This is a genomic window from Billgrantia campisalis, from assembly GCF_022341425.1.
In the GTDB taxonomy this organism is placed as follows: Bacteria; Pseudomonadota; Gammaproteobacteria; order Pseudomonadales; family Halomonadaceae; genus Halomonas; species Halomonas campisalis.
On record NZ_JABFUC010000002.1, the window covers coordinates 197,313 to 217,730 of the forward strand.

Below are 20,418 nucleotides of genomic sequence, written 5' to 3' on the forward strand. Positions count from 1 at the left end.
TGACGCATCATGCCGGTTCGATCAGCACCCGGCCGGTCATCTCGTCGGGGATCGGCTGGCCCATCATCGTCAGCAGGGTCGGGGCGATGTCGCACAGCCGGCCGTCGTCCAGCAGTCGGACGCGCTGGGGGCCCACATAAATCAGCGGCACGTCGAAGGTGGTGTGGGCGGTCTGGGCCACGCCGGTGTCGGGGTTGATCATCTGCTCGGCGTTGCCGTGGTCGGCGGTGATCAGGCAGGCGCCGCCGGCGCGCTCGATGGCCTCGACCACACGCCCGACGCAGGCGTCGACCGCTTCGATCGCCTTGACCGCGGCATCGAAGTCGCCGGTGTGGCCGACCATGTCGCCGTTGGCGTAGTTGCAGACGATCAGGTCGTAGGCGCCGGAATCGATGGCGTCCACCAGCTTGTCGGTGACCTCGACGGCGCTCATTTCGGGCTTCTCGTCGTAGGTCTTCACCTCCTGGGGCGAGGGCACCAGCACCCGGGTCTCGCCCCGGTACTCGGTCTCGCGGCCGCCGGAGAAGAAGAAGGTGACGTGGGCGTACTTCTCGGTCTCGGCGATGCGCAGCTGGGTCAGGCCGCGCTGCTCCATGACCTCGCCCAGGGTGTTGTGCAGATCGGCCGGGGGGAAGGCGGCCGGGGCGGGGATGTCGGCGGCGTACTGGGTCAGGGTCACCAGGCTGCCCCCGGCGAGCCGCGGGCGAACGCGGCGCTCGAAGCCGTCGAAGGCGTCCTCGACGAAGGCGCGGGTCAGCTCCCGGGCGCGGTCGGCGCGGAAATTCATAAAGATGGCCGCATCGCCATCGGTAATGGTCGCAGGCCCCTCGCCGTTGCTTACCACGGTGGCAGCGACGAACTCGTCGGTCTCGCCGCGCTCGTAGGCGGCCGTGAGCCCCGCCTCGGCGCTGGCGGCGGTGAACTCGCCTTCCCCTTCGGTGAGCAGGCGGTAGGCCTTCTCGACCCGATCCCAGCGGTTGTCGCGGTCCATGGCGAAGTAGCGGCCGATGATCGAGGCCACGCCGCCGTTGGCCTCGCCGACCAGCTCAGCGAGTCGCGCATTGACCCGCTCGATGGAGGCCAGGGCGCTCTTGGGCGCCGTGTCGCGGCCGTCGAGGAAGCCGTGCACATAGACGCGGGTGGCGCCGCGACGGGCGGCCAGCTCGGCCATGGCGAGGATGTGGTCCTCGTGGCTGTGCACCCCGCCGGGCGACAGTAGCCCCAGCAGGTGGACGGCCTTGCCCGCGGCGACGGCGGCATCGATGGCGTCGGTCAGGGCGGGGATGGCGTCGAGCTCGCCCTCCTCCACCGCCTTGGTGATGCGGGTGAAGTCCTGGTAGACGATACGCCCGGCGCCCAGGTTCATGTGGCCGACCTCGGAGTTGCCCATCTGGCCGTCGGGCAGGCCCACGTAGCGGCCGTCGGTGTGGATCAGGCCGTGGGGCCACTGCTGCTGCAGGCGATCCATTACCGGGGTGCGGGCCGCGGCGACGGCGTTGTTGGCGCTGTCCGGGTTGTGCCCGTAGCCGTCGAGGATGATCAGGGCAACGGGGCGGGGGGCTTGGGTCGTGGAACCGGGCATGGGGAGAGGGCCTCTTATCGTCTTGTCGAGTGGGCGACGCCAGAGAGGACGCTATGCGAGCATGGCTGAATCGTGTCTGCTGGCGGGCGGCCAGCTTCAGCGAGCGGTCTCTCGGGTTACGGGGTCGCGACTTGAATCGGCTTGCGGCATCATAGCGCACGGCAGGGGCGAGCGTCATGGCCGGGCGAAGTGCCACACGGGCCGTGCCGCCAGGCGCCTCGACCTGGTGTATACTGGGCGCCGCCCAGATCGCCCTAACCGTGTACCCGACGAGAGTTTTCCGGACCCATGATCGATCAGCTGTTCGAATTCGTGATGAACCACCCGCTGCTGGTGGGTGCCTTCCTGCTGGTGTTGACCGCCTGGATCGCCTACGAGGTCCGCAACAGCGCGGCCAGCGGCGTGACGTCCAATCAGGCGACCCAGCTGGTCAATCGTGAGGACGCCGTGGTCGTGGACACCCGCGAGGCCGGCGACTTCAAGGCCGGGCATATCGCCGGGGCGCGCAATATCCCCCAGAGCCGCGTCGATGAGCGCCTGAACGAGCTGGAGAAGGTCAAGGACAAGCCGATCATCGTGGTCTGCAAGAGCGGTCAGAGCTCCGGCATCACGGTGGCCAAGCTGACCAAGGCCGGCTTTGAGCGGGTGTTCAAGCTCAAGGGCGGCATGATGCAGTGGCAGGCCGATGGCCTGCCGGTGGTCAAGAAGTAGTTACACTCCGCATTCTAAAGGATTTTTTCCATGGCCGAAGAGAACAAGCCCAGCGCCGGCGGCAACAGCCAGGCCGCCGCCGATCAGCAGAACAAGCCGCAGCTGCAGTTTTCCGTGCAGCGTATCTACGTCAAGGACATCTCCTTCGAGGCGCCCAACTCGCCGGCCGTGTTTCAGCAGCCGTTCAAGCCCAAGGTCAGCCTCGACCTGAACACCTCCAGCCAGAAGGTGGGCGAGGACCTCTACGAGGTGGTGATCAAGGTCACCGCCCAGGTGACCCACAGCGAGGAGGGCACCACCTCCTTCCTGGCCGAGATCGAGCAGGCCGGCCTGTTTCGGATCAGCGGCATCGAAGGCGCCCAGTTGGATCACACCCTGGGCGCCTTCTGCCCCAACGTGCTGTTCCCCTATGCCCGCGAGTGTGCCGACAACCTGGTCAACCGCGGCGGCTTCCCGCCCCTGATGCTGGCGCCGGTCAACTTCGAGGCGATCTACGCCCAGAAGAAGAAGCGCGAGGCCGAGCAGGCCCAGCAGCAGGGCGAGCAGACCACCCAGTAACGGATACCGGTGGCCCCTTGGTGACCATGAGGAAAGCCCCGCGTATCCACGTCGCCGCCGACTATGAGGTCGGCGGCGACGTCGTTCTGCCCGAGGGACCCGCCCGCCACGTGGCCCGGGTGTTGCGCCTGGGCGAGGGGTCTCCGCTGATCCTGTTCGACGGGGCGGGCCGTGAGGCCCGGGCGGTGCTCGTCGAGGCCTCCCGCAAGCGGGTGGTGGCGCGCGTCGAGGCCGTCGAAGCCGGGCAGGGCGAGTCGCCCGTGGCGGTGCATCTGGGCCAGGCGATCGCCAAGGGCGATCGCATGGACTACGCCATCCAGAAGGCCGTCGAGCTCGGCGTGGCGGCGATCACCCCGCTCTACACCGAGCACGGCGACGTGCGCTTGAAGGGCGAGCGCGAGGCCAAGAAGCTTGCCCACTGGCAGGCGGTGGCGGCCAGCGCCTGCGAGCAGTGCGGGCGTGCCGTGGTGCCGAGGGTGCACCCGCCGCGCCCCCTTGGCGAGTGGCTCGCCGCGCGCGACGAGGCGCTGCGCCTGGTGCTGCATCCCGCCACCGGGGGCGCACTCGAACGGGTCCCCGCACCCGCCACGGCGGCCCTGCTGATCGGCCCCGAGGGCGGCCTGGCCGAGCCCGAGGTCGAGACCGCCCTGGCCGCCGGCTTCTCGCCGCTGTCGCTGGGCCCGCGCATCCTGCGCACCGAGACCGCCCCGGTGGTGGCGCTGGCGCTGCTGCAGCACCGCTTCGGGGATCTTTGATCCGACTTTGCCCTGCCGTGGCCAGCCGCCATAATGGGGCCACACTTCAGTGGAACCCCCGCCATGTCTTCCTCCTTCGATGACCGCCGTGCCAGCCGGTCGCCTGCGACCCGATCCTCCAGCGCTTCCCGGCGCCGCTACCGCGCGCCGAAAGTGGCCATCGGCGAGGTGGCCTACCTCGAAGTGGTCACGGTCAACGATACCGGCGCCTTTCTCGACTGGGGGCATCCCAAGGACCTGCTGCTGCCCTTTGGGGAGCAGCGCTTTCGCCCCAGCGTGGGCAAGCGGGTGCTGGTCAAGGTCTACGAGGATCAGCAGGGCCGCCCGGTGGCCACCCAGAAGCTTGACCGCTTCGTGACCGACGAGGCCACGGGCCTGTCGGCGGGAGATGAGGTCACGCTGGTGATCGCCGATGCGACCGACCTGGGCTACAAGGCGGTGGTCGATCACCGCTTCTGGGGGCTGCTCTATCGCGACGAGGTGACCCGGCCGCTGCGCCGCGGCCAGCGCCTCACCGGCTACGTGAAGCGCCGGCGCGACGATGGCCGCCTCGACCTCTCGCTGCTACCGCCGGGTGCGGCACGCCTCGACGTGGTGGGGGAGCAGGTGCTCAAGGCGCTGCGCGAGAGCGGCGGCTACCTGCCGCTCTCCGACAAGAGCGATGCCGCCGAGATCAAGGCGCGACTGGGGGTGAGCAAGAACGCCTTCAAGCAGGCCATCGGGCGGCTCTACAAGCGGCGCCTCATTACCCTGGAGGCGGCCGGCATTCGCCTGGTGCCCGGCGCCTGCGAAACGCTGGGGCAACGGGAGGGCGACGCCTGACAGGCCGCCGCGGCGGGCTCAGTCGAGGCCGTTGAACTCCTCCTCGTGCAGCCAGGCGGCGTGCTTGGGCGCGCGCTTGGTCTTCGACCACTCCTCGATCATCGCCGGGGCGACTTCCTTGAGTTGGCGCATCTGCTCGGCGGTGCCCTTCTCGTAGGTCAGCTCGAGGCGGTGGCCGTTGGGGTCGAAGAAGTAGATCGAGCGGATGATCCCGTGCTCGGTGGGTCCGATCACCTCGACGCCCTTGCCCTCCAGCTCCTCCTTCGCCGCCATCAGGGCGGCCTCGTCGGCCACGCGAAAGGCGATGTGCTGCACCCACTCCGGGGTGTTCGGGTCACGGCCCATGGGCGGTGAGTTGGGAATCTCGAAGAAGGCCAGGATGTTGCCGTTGCCCGCATCGAGGAACAGGTGCATGTAGGGGTCGGGCTCCTTGGTGGAGGGCACCCGGTCCTCGGCGATGGCGACCAGGAAGTCCATGTTGAGCTTGTCCTGGTACCACTCGACGGTCTCCTTGGCGTCCCGGCAGCGGTAGGCGACGTGGTGGATCTGCTGGATATCGATCATGGCGGAGCCCTCATTGGCGGCATTTAGTTTCATGTGAAACCAATCTATGGCGAGTCCCTTGCGTTGTCAAGCGTCCTGTCCGCCGGTCGATCTTGGTGTTGCCCCGGGCCCTGCGGCATACTGCACCCACTCAACTCCCCACTGTGGACACCCGACCCGATGAGTGAACGCGCCCTCAAGGTAGGGGTGGTGATGGACTCCATCGCCCGCCTCGCCTACAAGAAGGACACCACCCTGGCCATGCTGTGGGCGGCTCAGGAGCGTGGCTGGTCGCTGCATTACATGGAGCAGGAGGACCTGTTCCTCCAGAACGGTCGTGCCCATGGGCGGATGCGCGACCTGGCCGCGTTCCGCGACCCCGAGCGCTGGTACGCGCTGGGCGCGCCGGAGACGCGCCCGCTGGCCGAGCTCGACGTGATCCTGATGCGCAAGGACCCGCCGGTGGACGACCACTTCCTCCACGCCGTGCACCTGCTGGGCTTCGCCGAGCGCGAGGGCGTGCTGGTGGTCAACCCCACCCGGGCGCTGTTGACCTGCAACGAGAAGCTGTTTGCCCAGGAGTTTCCGCAGTGCTGCGCGCCGACCCTGGTGGCCTGCAGCGAGCCGGTATTGCGCGCCTTCCACGCTGAGCATGGCGACGTCATCTTCAAGCCGCTGGACGGCATGGGCGGCAGCGGCATCTTTCACGTGCAGCCCGACGGGCGCAATCTCGGCGCCATCATCGAGACGCTGACCGAGCACGGCAAACGCCAGATCATGGCCCAGCGCTACCTGCCCGAAATCAAGGATGGCGATACCCGCATCCTGCTGGTGGACGGCGAGCCGGTGCCCTACGGCCTGGCGCGGGTGCCCATGGCCGGGGAGACCCGCGGCAACCTGGCCGCCGGTGGCCAGGGCATCAGCCGCGAGCTGACCGAACGCGACCACTGGCTGATCGAGCAGGTGCAGCCGATGATCCGCGAGTACGGTCTGATGTTTGTGGGGCTCGACGTGATCGGCGACTATATCACCGAGATCAACGTGACCAGCCCCACCTGCGTGCGCGAGATCGACGATCAGCGCGGCACCGATATCGCCGGGATGCTGATGGACGCCGTCGCGCGCCGCCTGATCCACTGACACCCGGCCCAGGAGCGCCCTGCTGCATGGCGGTTTCCATCAGCGACCCGATCCGCTACGCCCCGGTCACCCGGCCTTACCGCCGCTGGCTGGCGTTATCGGCCGCGCTGCTGCTGCATCTGGCGCTGATCGGCGTGGTGGCCAGCCGGCAGTTCGTCCCGGCGCCGGCCGAGCGGGTCAGCCTCGACGTGGTGCTGGTGACCGCGCCGAGCGAGGCGCCGGTGGCGGCCGAGGCCATCGCCGAGGCCGACCAGCAGGCCGCCGGTGACCCCCTCGACCAGACCCCGGCCGAGACCCGTGCGGCGCCCAGTGCGGCGCCGCCCGCCCAGCAGGCGGCGGACAGCGCCGTGGAGCCGGTGACCCCGGTCGAGCCGGCGACCGACGAGCCGGCACCGCCCGCCGACCCCGCCAGCGATCCCGAATCGCCCCCCGCGGCGCAAGACAGCGCTCCTCCGGTGAGCGAGGCCAGCTCCGACCCGGCGCCGGCGGCCCCTTCGGTCTCGGGACGCGACCTGCGCGCCCAGGCCACCCGCAGCATTCGCGAGCAGGGCCTCGACCCCGGCGTGGCCGGGGCGCCCGACGAGACGCCGCGGCTGGCTGCCAACCGCGCCGCCGAGGCCCGCTATATCGATGACTGGACCCGCCGGGTGGAGGACTACGGCAACCGCGTGCACCCGGCACCGCGCGACCTGCACGGCCAGCTGCGCATCCGCGTGGTGATCGGACGCGATGGCGAGCTCCGTCAGGCAGAGGTGATACAATCCTCAGGACATCCCGAACTCGACCAGGCGGCGTTGGATACCGTGCATGGCGCGGCTCCCTACCGGCCCTTCGATAGCGGCATGGGGGAGCTGGACAGCCTCTCCATCTCGCGCGTCTGGCGGTTCGGCCAAGGCAATCACTACGGCGTGCGGTAGGGCCATGGGTCCGCCGCCCGGGAGTCTCATGCAAAGCTTGAAACATCACTTCCTGATGGCGATGCCGCACCTGGAAGACCCCAACTTCGCCGGCAGCCTCAGCTATCTGTGCGACCACGACGACAACGGCACCATGGGCGTGATCGTCAACCATCCACTGGACATCACCCTGGATGCGCTGTTCGAGCAGCTGGAGCTGGAGGCCGACGAGAGTCCGCACGGCAATGCCCCGGTCTACTACGGCGGCCCGGTGCACAAGGATCGTGGCTTCATCCTGCACCGTGGCGCCAGTGAAGACTGGGATTCCAGCATCCAAGTGGCCGAGGACATCGCCCTGACCACCTCCATGGACATGCTCCAGGCGCTGGCGGCGGGCAAGGGGCCGAAGCAGTTCCTGGTGTGCCTGGGCTGCGCCGGCTGGGAGGCCGGCCAGCTGGAGCATGAACTGATGGACAACGCCTGGCTGACCGTGGAAGGGCGTGCCGACATCCTCTTCGAGGTGCCGCCGGAGCAGCGCCTCAGCGCCGCCGCCGGCATCCTCGGCATCGACCTCAACCTGATGAGCCGCGAGGCGGGGCACTCGTGAGGATTGTCGGGAGCACGGAGCAGCGCTGATGGCCAGGGCGGGTGAGCGGCTGGTGCTGGCCTTCGACTTCGGCACCCGGCGCATCGGGGTGGCGGTGGGCAACGAGATGATCGCCAGTGCCCGCCCGCTCGAGCCGCTGCCGGCCCGCGACGGCATTCCCGACTGGAATGCCGTGACGCGGCTGGTGGAGGAGTGGCGGCCGGACCTGTTCGTGGTGGGCCTGCCGCTCAACATGGACGGCAGCGAGTCGGCAATGAGCGCCCGGGCGCGCAAGTTCGGCAAGCGGCTCTACGGCCGCTACGGCAAGCCCTGCGAGATGGTCGACGAACGCGGCTCCACCCGGGAGGCCAAGGCCATCGCCCGCGAGTCAGGCGGCCTGCGCGATCGCGACAAGAGCTACCGTGACGACGGCGTCGACGGCATCGCGGCGGTCCTGATCCTCGAAAGCTGGTTCGCCCGCCTGGAGGGGCTGCCGACACGCTGAAAGTGCTAGGCTATGCCGGGGCCGGGTCACCGTCGCGGTACTGGGCGGCCAAATCCTCCATCGAGATGCAGGTGAACTTCTCGATGAAGAACGCCAGGGTGGCCGGGTGGCGGAAGCGCTCCTCGAACTCCTCTACCCCTTCTCCGCGGTCGCGGCTGACGCTGGCGCGGTACTCCTCGCCGGCCTTGCTTACCCTGACGGTCGCCTGGCGGTCGGCGAGGTGCTTCTCCACCACCAGTTCCGGCTGCGCCAAGAGCAGCTCGTCCAGCAGCTCGCCGCCCTCGAGTTCGTCCGGGGAGGCCCACAGCGGCTGGTCCCGCTCGCCGTAGCGATAGAGCACGATGACCGGCAGCACCGAGAAGATGGCGGTGGAGAGAAACCAGGTCAGGGCCGCGTTGGACAGCGAGGCGGTGAACACCGCGATCAGCTGGACGACGATGCCCAGCGCCAGCAGTACCGCCAGCGGGCGCCAGATCCGCGGGTTGATGAACCCCTTGCCCAGGGTATGCCCCCACAGCCCGATCACCGCCACACTACCGACCCCGAGCTGGATCAGCGCCACCGCCGAGCCGCCGCCTCTCAGCAGGGCGATCAGCCCGATCAGTACCAGTAGCGTATAGAAGCCACACAGGGAAAGGTATGCGCGATGCAGGTTCATGGGGGGTACGCCTCCTAATCGGTCGCCGTGGTCGGCCACGCGGTGTGTTGTCCTCCCCCAGCATAGGCGATCCCCGGCAAAGTGCCGTGGGTCAGAAGCGAGCGTCGTCAACGCCCAGGCGCTTCGGCACGAACCAGCGCACCGGGCGCAGGTCGTGCTCGATCTGCTCCTCGACCGCCAGCAGGCTGGCGAAGATCGCCATGCGCACGGGGATGCCGTTGTCGGTCTGGCGGAAGATCGCCAGGCGCGGGTCGCTGTTGAGGTCCACGTCGAGGTCGTTGGCGCCGGGACGGCTGTCCCGCGGTAGCGGGTGCATGACGATGGTGGTGTCCGAGCAGCGCTGGTCGAGGAAGGCGCGGTCGACGGTGAAGTCCCGGGAAAGCACGCCGAAACTCTCGTTCATCTCCTCGGTAAAGCGCTCCTTCTGGATACGGGTGGTATAGACCACGTCGACATCGGCGAAGTCGCTGGCCAGGCTCTCGCGCTGCTCGACGCGGTGCCCCCGGGAGACGACCCGGTCGACCACCTGGCTGGGCATCTCCAGCCCGGGCGGGGCGACCAGGGTGATACGCATCGGCTCATAGAGCGACAGCAGCTTGATCAGCGAGTGCACGGTGCGGCCGTACTTGAGATCGCCGGTGAGCAGCACATGGGCGCCGGCGAGCTTCTTGCCCAGACGGGTGAACTCCTTGTCGATGGTATAGAGGTCGAGCAGCGCCTGGCTGGGGTGCTCGCCGGGGCCGTCGCCGCCGTTGATCACCGGTACATGGGTGGCCGCGGCGAACTCCGCCACCGAGCCCTGGTCGGGGTGGCGCATGACGATGGCATCGCAGTAGCCGCTCATCACCCGGCTGGTGTCGTAGAGCGACTCCCCCTTGGCCATGGAGGAGAAGGTGAAGCCGGTGGTATCGCAGACGCTGCCGCCCAGCCGGCAGAAGGCGGCGTTGAAGCTCACCCGGGTGCGGGTGCTGGCCTCGAAGAAGAGGTTGCCGAGCACCGCTCCCTCCAGCACCCGGGTCACCTGGCGGCGCTGGGCAATGGGCTCCATGCGCGCGGCGAGGCGCAACAGGTGGTCGACGTGGTCGCGGGACAGGGAGTCGATGGACAGCAGGTGGGAGCTCATTGCGGGCCTCGGAGTGGTGACGGGGAATGCGCGTAGTGTAACCCCACCGGCCCGTCGCTTCACGAAGCGCAAGGGCGGGACGCGATAGGGCTTGCCACGCCCATCGCAACGCCTGTTGCTCCGACATAGGTTTCAATTGAAACTATTTTGACCCTAGTCAAGGCAGCGGGGCTCCCGGGGGACGATACTGAACCCAGATTCACGAACACCTGACGGGAGCATCGCGATGACCACTTCACAGAACACTCGTACATCGACCTGGCTGGAGCGCTTCTTCGAGGCCTCCGCCTCCCAGGTCGCTCGGGAGATCCGCTCCGAAGCCCCCTGCGTTTATGAGCAGCTGGTGGGCGATCTCCAGACGCCGCTGACGCGCCCCTTCGAGGCGGCGATGGCCAAGCGCCTGGCGAACGGCGATATGGCCGGCCTGATCCCGGCCCGCACCCTGATGCCTGAGATGATGGCCCGCTTCGGGGTGACGCCAACGCGTTTCGAGGAGGGCCGGGAGCTGGCGGCCCTTGAGCGCACCTGCAACCGCTGCCCCGTCGTGGGCCACTGCTGGCAGGCCATGCGCGCCGGCGCCGAGGTGGAAGAGTGCCGCGGCTTCTGCCCCAACGCCGAGGCGTTCGAGCGCCGTGCTGGGGGTTGATAGCTTGCCGCGATGGCAAGACGTCAGGCTTCTGATGATTGAATGCCCCTAGGAGCCTGCTACGCCAACCGCCGATAGAGCGTCGAGCGACTGACTCCCAAGGCCCGGGCGGCGGCGGTGACGTTGCCCTCATGGGCCTCGAGTGTGCGCCGCATATGCGCCTGTTCGAGATCCCGCAGCGCCTGGTGCCCGGTCTCTGTTCCCTCCTCCGTGGTCATCGTCGACCGGGTGGCCGATAGGCTGCCTGCCAGCTTGCGCTGCCAACGTGGCGAGAGTGCCTCCAGGGTCAGGGTCACAAGCTCTGGCTCGGCGCCCACCAGGGCCACCTCCAGGCAGTGTTCCAGCTCCCTCCAGTTGCCGGGCCAGTCATAGGCGGCCAGGCGCTCGCAGAGCGTCTCATCCAGAGCCAGTTCACGACCATGGCGCTGGCATAGCGCCGCCCAGCGGCGGCGAATCGTTTCGGTCAGCGAGTGCTGCTCGCTCAGCGCTGGCAGCTCCACCACCACCCCGGCCAAGCGGTAGAAGAGATCCTCGCGGAACTCGCCGGCCTCGACCCGGGCCTCCAGATCCCGGTGGCTGGCGGCGATCACACGGCAGTCGATGGGCACCTCCCGGTGATCGCCCAGCGGCGTTACCACCCGTTCTTGGAGCACTCGCAGCAACCGCGCCTGCAGGGCCAATGGCATGTCGCCGATCTCGTCAAGGAGCAGCGTGCCGCCGTTGGCCTGCACCAGGCGCCCGCCGTAGCCCCCCTTGCGGGCGCCGGTGAAGGCCCCCTCCCCATAGCCGAACAGCTCCGCCTCGATCAGGCTCTCCGGTAGGGCTGCGCAGTTGAGCCCCACGAAAGGCCCTTTGCCGCCTACACTCTCGTGCAACGCTCGGGCCAATTGCTCCTTGCCGGTGCCCGTCTCGCCCTGCAACAACACGGGCAGCCCGGTGGTTAAGGCCCTGGCTGCACGGCGTGCCTCCCGAGCCAAGGGAGACGGCCAACCTTTGACCAAGCTATCCAGCCGTGAAGAGTGGGCCTTCAGGACGGGCTGCGTTGCCGCAATTCGCAACGCTTCTGCCGGCTGCCACTGATCGGGAGGATTCAGGCGGCCAAACAGCCGGCCACCAGTCAGCTCCAGGCCCAACAACGCAGATTGACGCTCGCACTGTCGCTTAAGCGCCGACCAAGAGCTGCCCAAGAGCGCTTCGATCGGCCTGCCCACAAGTGACACGGCATCCTGCCCCAGCCACTGTGAGGCCTGAGGGGCAACGGCCAGGATCACCCCCTCGTCATTGATTGCTACCAGGCCGCTGCTCACAGCATCCAGTTCGGCTAACGACGCATGCACCTGAAGCACCCAGCGCTGCTGGTAATGGCGGAGAAAGAGTCGCTGCTCCAGAGCCCCGGTCAGCTGCTGCACCCGACGCAGGAAAATCTCGGGACGAGGATGATCCGCCTCGAAGGTGAGGTCGATCAACCCAAGGCAATCGCCATCGAGGTCGAACAACGGGGCTGCGACACAGGAGACCGGATTATCGGGGAACAGCAGATGCTCACAAGAGTTGACCAGCACAGGGGCCCGTTCGATGAGGGCGAGGGCCGGTGCATTGGTGCCGAACGAGCGCTCGTCCAGGTTGATTCCCGCCCCGATACGAAACCGCTCACTGAGCTCGAAATTCCGGCCATAGCTCTTCAGCACCGTGGCATCTGGCGTCACCAACAGTAACTGGCAGCCTCGTAGGTCCTCGGCCACTTGGTTGACCAGGGGGTCGGCCAGCTCGAGCAGGCGGCGATGGGTCTCGCGGTGCTGGCGCAACTCGAGGGTATTGAGGCGTGGCAGGTCGGGCTGGTGCCCGGGGTGGAGTCCGTGCTCCAGGCAGCGCTGCCACGAGCGACCGATGCTGGCATCGAGCAGGTCTACCGGTAGATGGCCTCGCCGCAGATGTTCATGCGCTTGGCGGATCACACTGGTGGTTCTCAGGGCAGCTCTGGCGATCATGAATCTCTCCCAGCTAGGCCGGCGAACTGTCTCAGGATGCGACAGCCGTCGTGTCTGGCGACGCGACAATGCTGAAAGGCTTTCCCGGTCATTCGTCAACATGCTGATATTGTTGTGATTATCCTGCCATGCCATGACTGGCATGGGGCTTGCTTAAGAGTCACAGAGCCGTGTGGCACCTGGCACGGTCTCTCGACAATCATAATTCAGCCCCACAGGAGCACAACCATGACGCAGCCCTCCGCTACCCTTCAATCCTGGCTCGACAAGAGTCACGCCCTCTTTATCGGGGGGCACTGGCGCCCTGCTGCCAGCGGCGAGACCCTGGATGTCTATAACCCCGCCACCGCCGAGGTGATCAGCCGGGTTCCAGCGGGGGATCCCGCCGATATCGACACCGCGGTGAACGCCGCCCGGGAGGCCTTCGGCACCTGGCGCAAGTCGCGCCCGGCCCAACGCGAAAAGCTGCTGCTGGATCTGGCCGACGCCCTGGAGGCCCGTGCCGACGATTTCGCCCTGCTCGAGACCCTGGACAACGGCAAGCCGGTGACCTTTTCGCGGCACATGGACGTGGCCATGGCCATCGACTTCATTCGCTATACGGCGGGCTGGGCCACCAAGATCGAGGGGCGCAGCATGACCCCCTCCATGCCCTTCGTTCCCGAGGACAAGCAGATCGTCGCCTATACCCGCCGCGAGCCCGTTGGTGTGGTGGGCGCCATCATTCCCTGGAACTTCCCGCTGCTGATGGCGGTTTGGAAGGTGGCGCCGGCGCTGGCCGCCGGCTGCAGCATCGTGCTCAAGCCCGCCGAGGATACCCCCCTGACCGCCCTGCTGCTGGCGGAGCTGGCCGAGCAGGTGGGTTTGCCCGCCGGCACCCTCAACGTGGTCACCGGCCTGGGCCACACCGCCGGGGCGGCGCTGGCCGGCCACCCGGGTATCAACAAGGTGGCCTTCACCGGCTCCACCCCGGTGGGCAAGCTTATCGGCCACGCCGCCATGGAGAACATGACCCGCACCACCCTGGAACTGGGCGGCAAGTCGCCGGTGATGGTGCTGGCCGACGCGGATGTCGGGGCTGCCGCCGCCGGTGCGGCTCAAGCGATTTTTTTCAACCAGGGGCAGGTGTGCACCGCCGGTTCGCGGATCTATGTGCACGAGTCGATCCACGACGCCTTCGTCGCCAAGCTCGCCGACCAGGCCCGAGGCCTGACCCTAGCACCGGGCTGGGAGCCCACCACCACCCTGGGCCCGCTGGTCTCCGCCAAGCAGCAGCGCCGCGTGCTGGAGTATATCGACCTAGCCCGCAGCGATGGCGGCACCATCGTTACCGGCGGCGGCAAGGGCAGCGACAGCGGTTACTTCGTCGAGCCCACGGTGATCACCGGCCTGGCTCAGGGGAGCCGCTGCGTGCAGGAGGAGATCTTCGGCCCGGTGGTGGTGGTGCAGACCTTCCGCGAGCTGGACGAGCTGGTGACCCTGGCCAATGACTCCCCCTACGGCTTGGCCGCCAGCATCTGGTCCAACGACCTTGCCGCGGTCAATCGCCTGGTGCCGGAGATCGAGGCCGGCAGCGTCTGGGTCAACGGCCATAACCTGCTCGACGCCTGCATGCCCTTCGGGGGCTTCAAGCAGTCGGGCATCGGCCGCGAGCTCAGCGACTCGCTGATCGAGCATTACACGGAGCAGAAATCCGTCGTCATGATTATCTGATGTGTCCTAGCCCCGGCGCGATGCCGGGGTCCCTTCCACTCCAAGAGAAACCCCAATGCACAATAACAAGAGACTCCCGCGCCGGACACTGGGCGGGCTGCTGCTGGTCGCTGCCCTGCCCGCCCAGGCCTATGAAATGGCCGATCTCGGCCACTCCACCGTCGATATCGACCTCCAGGCACTGCTGGGTGCCTTTCATAGCGACCGGGGCTATGCCACCGGCGCCGCCGAGCCGCGCCGCTACCGCTGGCAGGAGGGGGTGGTCACCCTGGGCGCCGAGCTCAACCCTAAGAAGGGTGGCCTCTATGGTCGGGTCAGCACCGTGGGCACCGCCACCTGGGGCGACGGTGACGCCGCCGGCTTCACCTCCGGCAACGAGCGGGAACTGGACCTGGAGGATGCCGTGGTCGGTTACCACAGCGAGGCTCTGGGCGGCTCACCCTGGCGCCTGGACGCCTCGGCAGGACGCCAGTCGATCACCCTGGGCGATGGTTTCCTAGTGGCCGGCGATGCCCTCAACCTGGGCGATGCCCTGGGCGATGAACTCGACCGCGGTGGCGCCTACTACCTGGCCGGCCGCCAGGCCTTCGATCGCACCGCCATGGTGGCACTCGGCCGCGACGGCTGGCAGGGCCAGCTCGCCTGGTTCGAGTCGGACAATCCGGCCCAGGCCAGCACCGAGATGGCGGCCTTTACCCTGGCCCATGACCACGGTAGCGGCCTGGTGGAGGCCACCTACCTGCGCGGCCTGGGAATCGACGAGTCCCAGGCCGATGACTTTCTGGCCGAGCGTGACGGTATGAAGGTCTATGGACTGCGTGTCGAGCAGCGCCTGCTGGATGAGGCCCTGACCCTGCGTGGCGAGTTTGCCCATCAGCGCAAGGAGAGCCGCGAGAATGCCTGGGCCCTGGAGCCCGCCTGGACCTTTCGCGAGCTGCCCGGCCAGCCGACCCTATCACTGCGCTATAGCCGCTTCTCCAAGAACTGGGACTCGCTCTTCTATGGCTTCACCCGCGGCTATGGCACCTGGTTCCAGGGCGAGGTGGCGGGCAACTACGCCGGCCCCTTCAACAGCAATGCGGAGGTATGGCGATTGGGCCTGGAGGGCTCGATCAACGAGAGCCTGCATCTGGGGCTGCTGGCCTACGACTTCGAAAGCCGCGACACCGCCAACCAGCCCGATATGGGCGGGCAGGAAATCAACCTCTTTGCGGAGTGGCTGCCCACCGACTGGCTCTATGTCTCCCCGCTGCTGGGCTGGTACGCTCCCGACAGCAGCGCGGCGCAGGGCGGGATTCAGCTCGGCGACGACGCTACGTCCTTCTATGCCCAGCTACTGGTGGGGGTCTTCTTCTGATGCACCATGACGCGGCCAGCGAGGTGCTGATCGCCGAAGGCGGCCCCGCCGGGGTCGCCCTGGCCATGCTGCTGCATCGTGCCGGCAGACGAGTCACGCTGGTAGGTCGCGCCCGGGACTACCGGGCTATCGAGGGCATCAGCCGGCGCACGCTCCAGGCCCTGGTGAGCCTGAGACTGCAGCGGGCCGCTGCCTGCGCCGTGGGGCCCCTGCCGCGACGGGTCACCTGGGGCGGCGAGCCACGGGCCCCCAACGCCGAATGGCTGCTGCCGCGCCCGGCCTTCGATACCGCCCTGCTGGCGGATCTGCGCGGGGCCGGTATCCCGGTGATCGAAGCGCGGATCACGGACCTGGGACGTGACGACAGCCAGGTGCGGCTTCGTCTGGCGGATGGTCGCGTCCTGACGGCGCCCTGGGGGGTGGACGCCCGGGGTCGGGCGGCGGCGCGACGCCACTTCCTCGACGCGGCTCCCTGGTCGCCCCCCGCCTGGATACTGCGCGGTGATGCCGCGGAGCCGACGCCGGCCAGCGCCGCCCTATCGCTGGCCGAGGGCGGCTGGGCCTGGTGGTCGCGCCTGGATGGCCAGCAGTATCTACAGCTGGCCCTGCCGGAGGCAACGCTGCGCTCGGCACGCCGTGCCCCCGACGCCTGGCTGGCTGCCCAGCCCGACCTGGCCCCGCTCTGGGGCGAGGCCGAAATCCGCCACCACTACCAGCGCCCCAGCATGCTGGGGCGCACCCGGGTGCGGGAAGGACGCCTGTGGCGCCTGGGGGATGCGGCCATGGCCATCGATCCTCTCTCCGGTCAGGGCATTTTCAATGCCCTCTCCTCGGCCCATGGCTTGGCGCCGGTGCTCAATAGCCTGTTCGAGGGAGCCCGTCTCGCCCCGCTGGAGCGCTTCCATCAGCGCCGACAGGACGCCCAGTACTGGCGCTTCGCCCGGGCGGGTCGCGACTTCTATCGACAGGCCATGGCCGCCGCCCCCACCCCCTACTGGGCGCCGCGCTGCCACTGGCCCGATCATCAGCCGCTCCACCTGCCGGAGCCCTGGGCCCGGGTCCGGGTGACGCACGCCCCGGCCATCGTGGGTACCCGACTGCTGGAGCGCGAGCTGGTGACCACGCCGGACCAACCGCTAGGGATACAGGCCGTATCGGGAATACCGCTGGCCCCGATCGTCACCGCCATGCAGCGCGAAGACCTTGCTGCCGCGAGAGCGCTGCTCAGCGCCGCCGGCCCCGCGGCCAGCGCGCTTTCTCGGTGGTGGGACGATCACCCCGACTGGCCGGTGCTCCCTGTTGCCACCGCTACCGCCTCTCCCACCGGCGCTGTCACCGACTCGGCCAGCCAGTAGCCCAGAGCATGGGCCGCTGCGAAACTGGCCCCGCCCAAGGGCGGTGGTGTGCCCGCCGTGGGTGGCCCTTGATGCCAGGGCTGCCAAGCGTCTCCTGCTATTGGCGCTTCTCTAGCTCCCCAGACGCAGGCATACCAGCGTCCGTCCCTGCCCCGCTGTGGCGGCCCCGGGATCAGTCCCGCGGCACCGCTGACCGCCATGACCCCGGACCAGGTCGCCGGATAGACCGGCGGCCCGAAGCGCGGGCTGGCGGCAACGATACGAGTACCGGCGGCCTGCAGGCGTGCCACCGCCGCCTGAAGCCGCTCGTCGGCCCGGGGCAGGCCCAAGCTGCAGAGCAGCCAGGCCGGCGGCGCCTCGGCTTGCCACTCGAAGGCCGCCGCCAAGGAAGCGGCATCGGCGGTCAGGCGCGCATCAAAGAGCTTGTAGAGGGCGATCCCCAGCCGTGAGAGCGGCAGGTAGTGGCCCAGAGTGGCCAGGATAGCCCGCCCATGGCCCAGGCGATCCTCGGCGTCGGCGCCACCGGGCGAGTGGAAGCGTGCCAGGGCCGTGCCCGGTGGCACCCCGCTATCGATCACGCCCAGGGTCGGCCTTAGAGCCGGTATTAGAGACATGATGCCGCCTCCACCGTGACCAGTCGCCCTTGCTCGAGGCGATAGCGGGCGTCCAGGTTGCCGAAGTGCCCCCCCTGGTGGCTGATGATCAGCCGGGTGGTATCGCCCAGCACCTCGTCGAGTAGGGCATCGAAGGCCCGGGCGGCGTCGGGATCGAGGGCCGCGGTGGGTTCGTCCAGCAGCACCAGGGTGGGCTGCTTGAGCAGCGCCCGAGCCAGGGCCAGGCGTGAGCGCTGGCCGCCTGAGACCCGGCCGCCCAGGTCGCCCAGTTCGGTGTTGAGCCTATCCGGCAGGGCCTCCAGCCAGTCGCCCAGGCCCACCCGCCCCAGTGCCTCGCGCAGTACGTCCTCGCTGGCCTCTGGGGCCAGGGCCCGCAGCGTCTCGGCCAGGCTGCCACGCAGCAGGCTGGGATGCTGCTCCACCCAAGCCACCCGCTTGAGCCAATGGTGGCGAGAGAGTTCGGCCAGCGGCACACCATCGACGCGGATCTCGCCTGCCTCGGGGGTTTCCAGCCCCAGAAGAAGTCGGATCAGGCTGCTCTTGCCGGCCCCGGAGGGACCGTCGATCAGCACCTTCTGACCCGGTACCAGGGTGAGATCGACGCCGTCCAGCAGCCAGTCGGCTTGGCCGGGGTGGCGAAACCCCACGCCCTCGAGACACAGCTCGCCCGGGCCCACTGAGCGCTCGCCCCGGTAAGGATCCTCCATGGCAGGCTCATCGAAGAGCTCGGCGAGGCGCGCCGCGCTGACCCGGGCCCGCTGCCAGCCCCCATAGAGCCCCAGCAGGCCGCCGATGGGCGCCATCACCATGCCCAGGTAGGCCAGCAGGGCCACTAGCTCGCCCAGCTGCAGACGCCCCTGGATCACCAGATAGCCGCCCAGGAGCAGCACCCCGGCCCGGGCCAGGGAGAGGATCAACTGAGGCCCCATGTCGCTGAGAAAGCCCACCCAGCGCACCGCCAAGAGCCGCCGCAGCTGCTCGTGGCCGAGCCCCTGAAGGCGATTGAGCCGCGAGGCCTCCAGCGCCTGACCCTGGAACCAGGGGCCGTGGGCCAGAGTATCCTGCCAGAAGCCGGAGATGTCCCCGCTCTGCTCGCGCAGCGCCTGTTGGCGTCGGGTCAGGGCCGGGCGCCAGGCGCGCAGCCACAGCCACTGAATCGGTACAAGCACCGCCACAAGGAGCATCAGGGTAGGGCTGAACAGCCCCATCATGGCCAGCGCCCCCACCAGCCCGAGCAGATTGGAGAGCCCACCCAGCAGGCCGTCCAGGGCAAAGCCCTGGAGGATGGAGAGGTCGCCATCCAGTCGGCTCATCAGGTCCCCTCGCCCGCGGGCCTGCCAGCGGGCCGGGGCCAGGCGAAGCAGATGGCGCAGCAGGGAGCGCCTGAGTGATAGCAAGAGCCTTGCAGAGAGCGCCACATGCTGCAGCCGCGTCAGTCCCTGCAGCCCCAGGGATGCCAGACCCACTACCACCAGGGCGGCCACATAGGTGGCGACGGTAGTGAAATCACCCTGCATCAGGCCCTGATCGATCAGCCGCTGGGTCAGCAGCGGCGGCAGCAGTGCTAACAGGGTAGCCAGCAGGCTGAGCCCTAGCAGCCGCGCCAATGCCAGCCGCCGCGCCTTGAGGGGACGGTAGAGCCAGCCCCAGGGCAAAGCCCCAGAGTCATGGGCGGAGTCAGTCTCGCGCATCGATACACTCTTCATTAGGGGATGGCCTCAGCAAAAAGGGCCGGTCGCTCTCGCAAGCGCCGGCCAAGAGGACCACGCAACAGCAACCTAGAAGCGGACAACCTTCAAGGTTGCGGTACTCATATCACCGGGCAGGCGAATGCGTCCCAGGTCATTGAAGTCGTCATCATAGATGGCGATATCGCTGGAGGCGCCGCCCAGATAGATCCGCGAACCGTCGTAGGAGGTGTTGATGCTGTAGTAGGTATGATCCAGGTCGATCACCTCGACGATCTCCCGAGTGCGAGCATCCAGCTTGCTGAGCTGGGTATAGACGCCATAGAAGATATCCCGCTCCCGAGGGTCAGAAACCATCGAGAAGATGATGAACTCGAAGGGAGCGATCTCCTTGCTCTCAGTCTCGCCGGTGGCCAGGTCGACTCGGCTGATACCCCAGTGCCAGGCCTCGTCCTCCTCGCCGGGATGCTCCGCCACCGTGTAGGGGCGCAAAAATTCATTGGTTACCTCGCCCATGGACCACATGGCCAGCGAGTCCGGCGGACTGAAGCCGGGGCGATCCCAGTGGCGGTTGGCGATGGCGATCTCGGTCTCGCCACTTTCCGGGTCGACCCGATAGATATCGGCCCCGGCCAAATACAAGTAGCCATCCTCGGCGGCAGCCATGGTGGTCACCTGACGCGGTGCCGGGAAAGTGGCGATAGGCTCGGCATCGAGACCTGCCGAGCTGTCGAAGACAGCCAGCCGTGGCTCGAGCACCTCGTAATGGTCCAGGTGGCGTCGTACCCGGTCTTGCACCGTATAGAGGCGGCTACCGTCGGGACTCACGGCCAGGGACGCGATCGACTTGGCGCGTATGTCTTCGTTGGATTGGCGGGCGCGGAACACCTCATCGCAGCTGGTGAGGTCGATACCCACCACGTCTTCCCAACGGTTGTGCAGCAGATAGGCGGTGCGCTCGTCCGGCGAGAGTTGCAGAGTGCCAGAGCCGAAGGCCCCCTCCACGTCACAGGTACGGATTACCTCCTGGGCCTCCGGGTCGATCACGTAGAGCTGATTGGGCCGGGCCATGGTCACCAGATACTCGCGCACCTCGTCGGCACCAGCTTCACCGGCCATCAGCGGCTGGGCGGCGAGGGCCAGCAGGCCCGCCAGGGTCAGGCTGAGTGGCTTCATCA

At 68.1% G+C, this 20,418-nt stretch carries 20 protein-coding genes; 12 read left to right on the forward strand and 8 right to left on the reverse strand.

What is annotated here, in order from left to right; all coding sequences use genetic code 11:
- Positions 1-7 precede the first annotated feature (7 nt).
- A complete protein-coding gene (gene gpmI, locus HOP52_RS02895) occupies positions 8-1,582 on the reverse strand; it encodes a 2,3-bisphosphoglycerate-independent phosphoglycerate mutase (RefSeq protein ID WP_238975763.1) in 1,575 nt (524 codons plus the stop codon).
- Positions 1,583-1,870: 288 nt separating this feature from the next.
- On the opposite strand from gpmI, the gene HOP52_RS02900 reads away from it, so the two are divergent.
- From HOP52_RS02900 to HOP52_RS02915, 4 genes are all read left to right on the forward strand, one after another.
- Positions 1,871-2,293, forward strand: coding sequence for a rhodanese-like domain-containing protein (locus tag HOP52_RS02900; protein ID WP_238975764.1), 423 nt, complete (start codon positions 1,871-1,873; stop codon positions 2,291-2,293).
- Positions 2,294-2,323: 30 nt separating this feature from the next.
- Positions 2,324-2,851, forward strand: coding sequence for a protein-export chaperone SecB (gene secB, locus HOP52_RS02905; RefSeq protein WP_238975765.1), 528 nt, complete (start codon positions 2,324-2,326; stop codon positions 2,849-2,851).
- A 26-nt stretch (positions 2,852-2,877) separates the two neighbouring features.
- Positions 2,878-3,606, forward strand: coding sequence for a 16S rRNA (uracil(1498)-N(3))-methyltransferase (locus tag HOP52_RS02910; protein WP_238975766.1), 729 nt, complete (start codon positions 2,878-2,880; stop codon positions 3,604-3,606).
- A 63-nt stretch (positions 3,607-3,669) separates the two neighbouring features.
- Complete coding sequence (locus HOP52_RS02915) at positions 3,670-4,428, forward strand: CvfB family protein (RefSeq protein ID WP_238975767.1); 759 nt, start codon at positions 3,670-3,672, stop codon at positions 4,426-4,428.
- An 18-nt stretch (positions 4,429-4,446) separates the two neighbouring features.
- Here HOP52_RS02915 and HOP52_RS02920 read toward each other — a convergent pair whose 3' ends face one another.
- On the reverse strand, positions 4,447-4,992 hold the full coding sequence (locus HOP52_RS02920; protein WP_238975969.1) for a VOC family protein: 546 nt from the start codon (positions 4,990-4,992) through the stop codon (positions 4,447-4,449).
- A gap of 159 nt (positions 4,993-5,151) precedes the next feature.
- Here HOP52_RS02920 and gshB point away from each other — a divergent pair, with 159 nt between their 5' ends.
- The 4 genes from gshB to ruvX are packed head-to-tail and all read left to right on the forward strand — an operon-like array spanning position 5,152 to position 8,098.
- Positions 5,152-6,111 carry a glutathione synthase gene (gene gshB, locus HOP52_RS02925; RefSeq protein WP_238975768.1) on the forward strand — a complete coding sequence of 320 codons (960 nt, stop codon included), beginning with the start codon at positions 5,152-5,154 and terminating at the stop codon, positions 6,109-6,111.
- A gap of 26 nt (positions 6,112-6,137) precedes the next feature.
- Entirely contained in the window at positions 6,138-7,028 is an 891-nt protein-coding gene (locus HOP52_RS02930) for an energy transducer TonB (protein WP_238975769.1), read from the forward strand.
- Positions 7,029-7,056: 28 nt separating this feature from the next.
- Positions 7,057-7,614, forward strand: coding sequence for a YqgE/AlgH family protein (locus HOP52_RS02935; protein ID WP_238975770.1), 558 nt, complete (start codon positions 7,057-7,059; stop codon positions 7,612-7,614).
- A gap of 28 nt (positions 7,615-7,642) precedes the next feature.
- Positions 7,643-8,098 (forward strand): Holliday junction resolvase RuvX, encoded by a 456-nt coding sequence (gene ruvX / locus HOP52_RS02940; RefSeq protein ID WP_238975771.1) that lies wholly within the window; start codon positions 7,643-7,645, stop codon positions 8,096-8,098.
- Between the two features lie 10 nt (positions 8,099-8,108).
- On the opposite strand, the gene HOP52_RS02945 is transcribed toward ruvX, so the two are convergent.
- Both HOP52_RS02945 and HOP52_RS02950 read right to left on the reverse strand, forming a co-directional pair.
- Positions 8,109-8,756, reverse strand: a complete 648-nt coding sequence (locus tag HOP52_RS02945) for a hypothetical protein (protein ID WP_238975772.1) — start codon at positions 8,754-8,756, stop codon at positions 8,109-8,111.
- 91 nt (positions 8,757-8,847) lie between these two features.
- Positions 8,848-9,879, reverse strand: a complete 1,032-nt coding sequence (locus tag HOP52_RS02950; RefSeq protein WP_238975773.1) for an aspartate carbamoyltransferase — start codon at positions 9,877-9,879, stop codon at positions 8,848-8,850.
- Positions 9,880-10,105: 226 nt separating this feature from the next.
- Between HOP52_RS02950 and HOP52_RS02955 the strand changes: the two genes are divergently transcribed.
- Positions 10,106-10,525 (forward strand): hypothetical protein, encoded by a 420-nt coding sequence (locus HOP52_RS02955; protein ID WP_238975774.1) that lies wholly within the window; start codon positions 10,106-10,108, stop codon positions 10,523-10,525.
- Between the two features lie 59 nt (positions 10,526-10,584).
- Here the strand turns inward: HOP52_RS02955 and HOP52_RS02960 are convergent, their stop codons facing one another.
- Complete coding sequence (locus HOP52_RS02960) at positions 10,585-12,513, reverse strand: sigma-54-dependent Fis family transcriptional regulator (RefSeq protein ID WP_238975775.1); 1,929 nt, start codon at positions 12,511-12,513, stop codon at positions 10,585-10,587.
- A 228-nt stretch (positions 12,514-12,741) separates the two neighbouring features.
- On the opposite strand from HOP52_RS02960, the gene HOP52_RS02965 reads away from it, so the two are divergent.
- The 3 genes from HOP52_RS02965 to qhpG are packed head-to-tail and all read left to right on the forward strand — an operon-like array spanning position 12,742 to position 16,938.
- Complete coding sequence (locus tag HOP52_RS02965) at positions 12,742-14,226, forward strand: aldehyde dehydrogenase family protein (protein ID WP_238975776.1); 1,485 nt, start codon at positions 12,742-12,744, stop codon at positions 14,224-14,226.
- A gap of 55 nt (positions 14,227-14,281) precedes the next feature.
- On the forward strand, positions 14,282-15,583 hold the full coding sequence (locus tag HOP52_RS02970) for a hypothetical protein (protein WP_238975777.1): 1,302 nt from the start codon (positions 14,282-14,284) through the stop codon (positions 15,581-15,583).
- Entirely contained in the window at positions 15,583-16,938 is a 1,356-nt protein-coding gene (gene qhpG, locus HOP52_RS02975; RefSeq protein WP_238975778.1) for a flavin-dependent monooxygenase QhpG, read from the forward strand. Before HOP52_RS02970 ends, qhpG begins: the two co-directional genes overlap by 1 nt.
- Here qhpG and HOP52_RS02980 read toward each other — a convergent pair.
- The 3 genes from HOP52_RS02980 to peaD form a co-directional block, all read right to left on the reverse strand.
- The gene (locus HOP52_RS02980) at positions 16,857-17,552 is read right to left on the reverse strand and encodes a S8/S53 family peptidase (RefSeq protein ID WP_238975779.1); all 696 of its coding nucleotides are present in this window, start codon (positions 17,550-17,552) and stop codon (positions 16,857-16,859) included. The two genes, qhpG and HOP52_RS02980, sit on opposite strands and share 82 nt — an antisense overlap.
- Positions 17,543-19,243: an ABC transporter ATP-binding protein gene (locus HOP52_RS02985; RefSeq protein WP_238975780.1), complete on the reverse strand. Its 1,701-nt coding sequence runs from the start codon at positions 19,241-19,243 to the stop codon at positions 17,543-17,545. Before HOP52_RS02985 ends, HOP52_RS02980 begins: the two co-directional genes overlap by 10 nt.
- Positions 19,244-19,330: 87 nt before the next feature.
- On the reverse strand, positions 19,331-20,416 hold the full coding sequence (peaD, locus tag HOP52_RS02990) for a quinohemoprotein amine dehydrogenase subunit beta (RefSeq protein ID WP_238975781.1): 1,086 nt from the start codon (positions 20,414-20,416) through the stop codon (positions 19,331-19,333).
- Positions 20,417-20,418 lie beyond the last annotated feature (2 nt).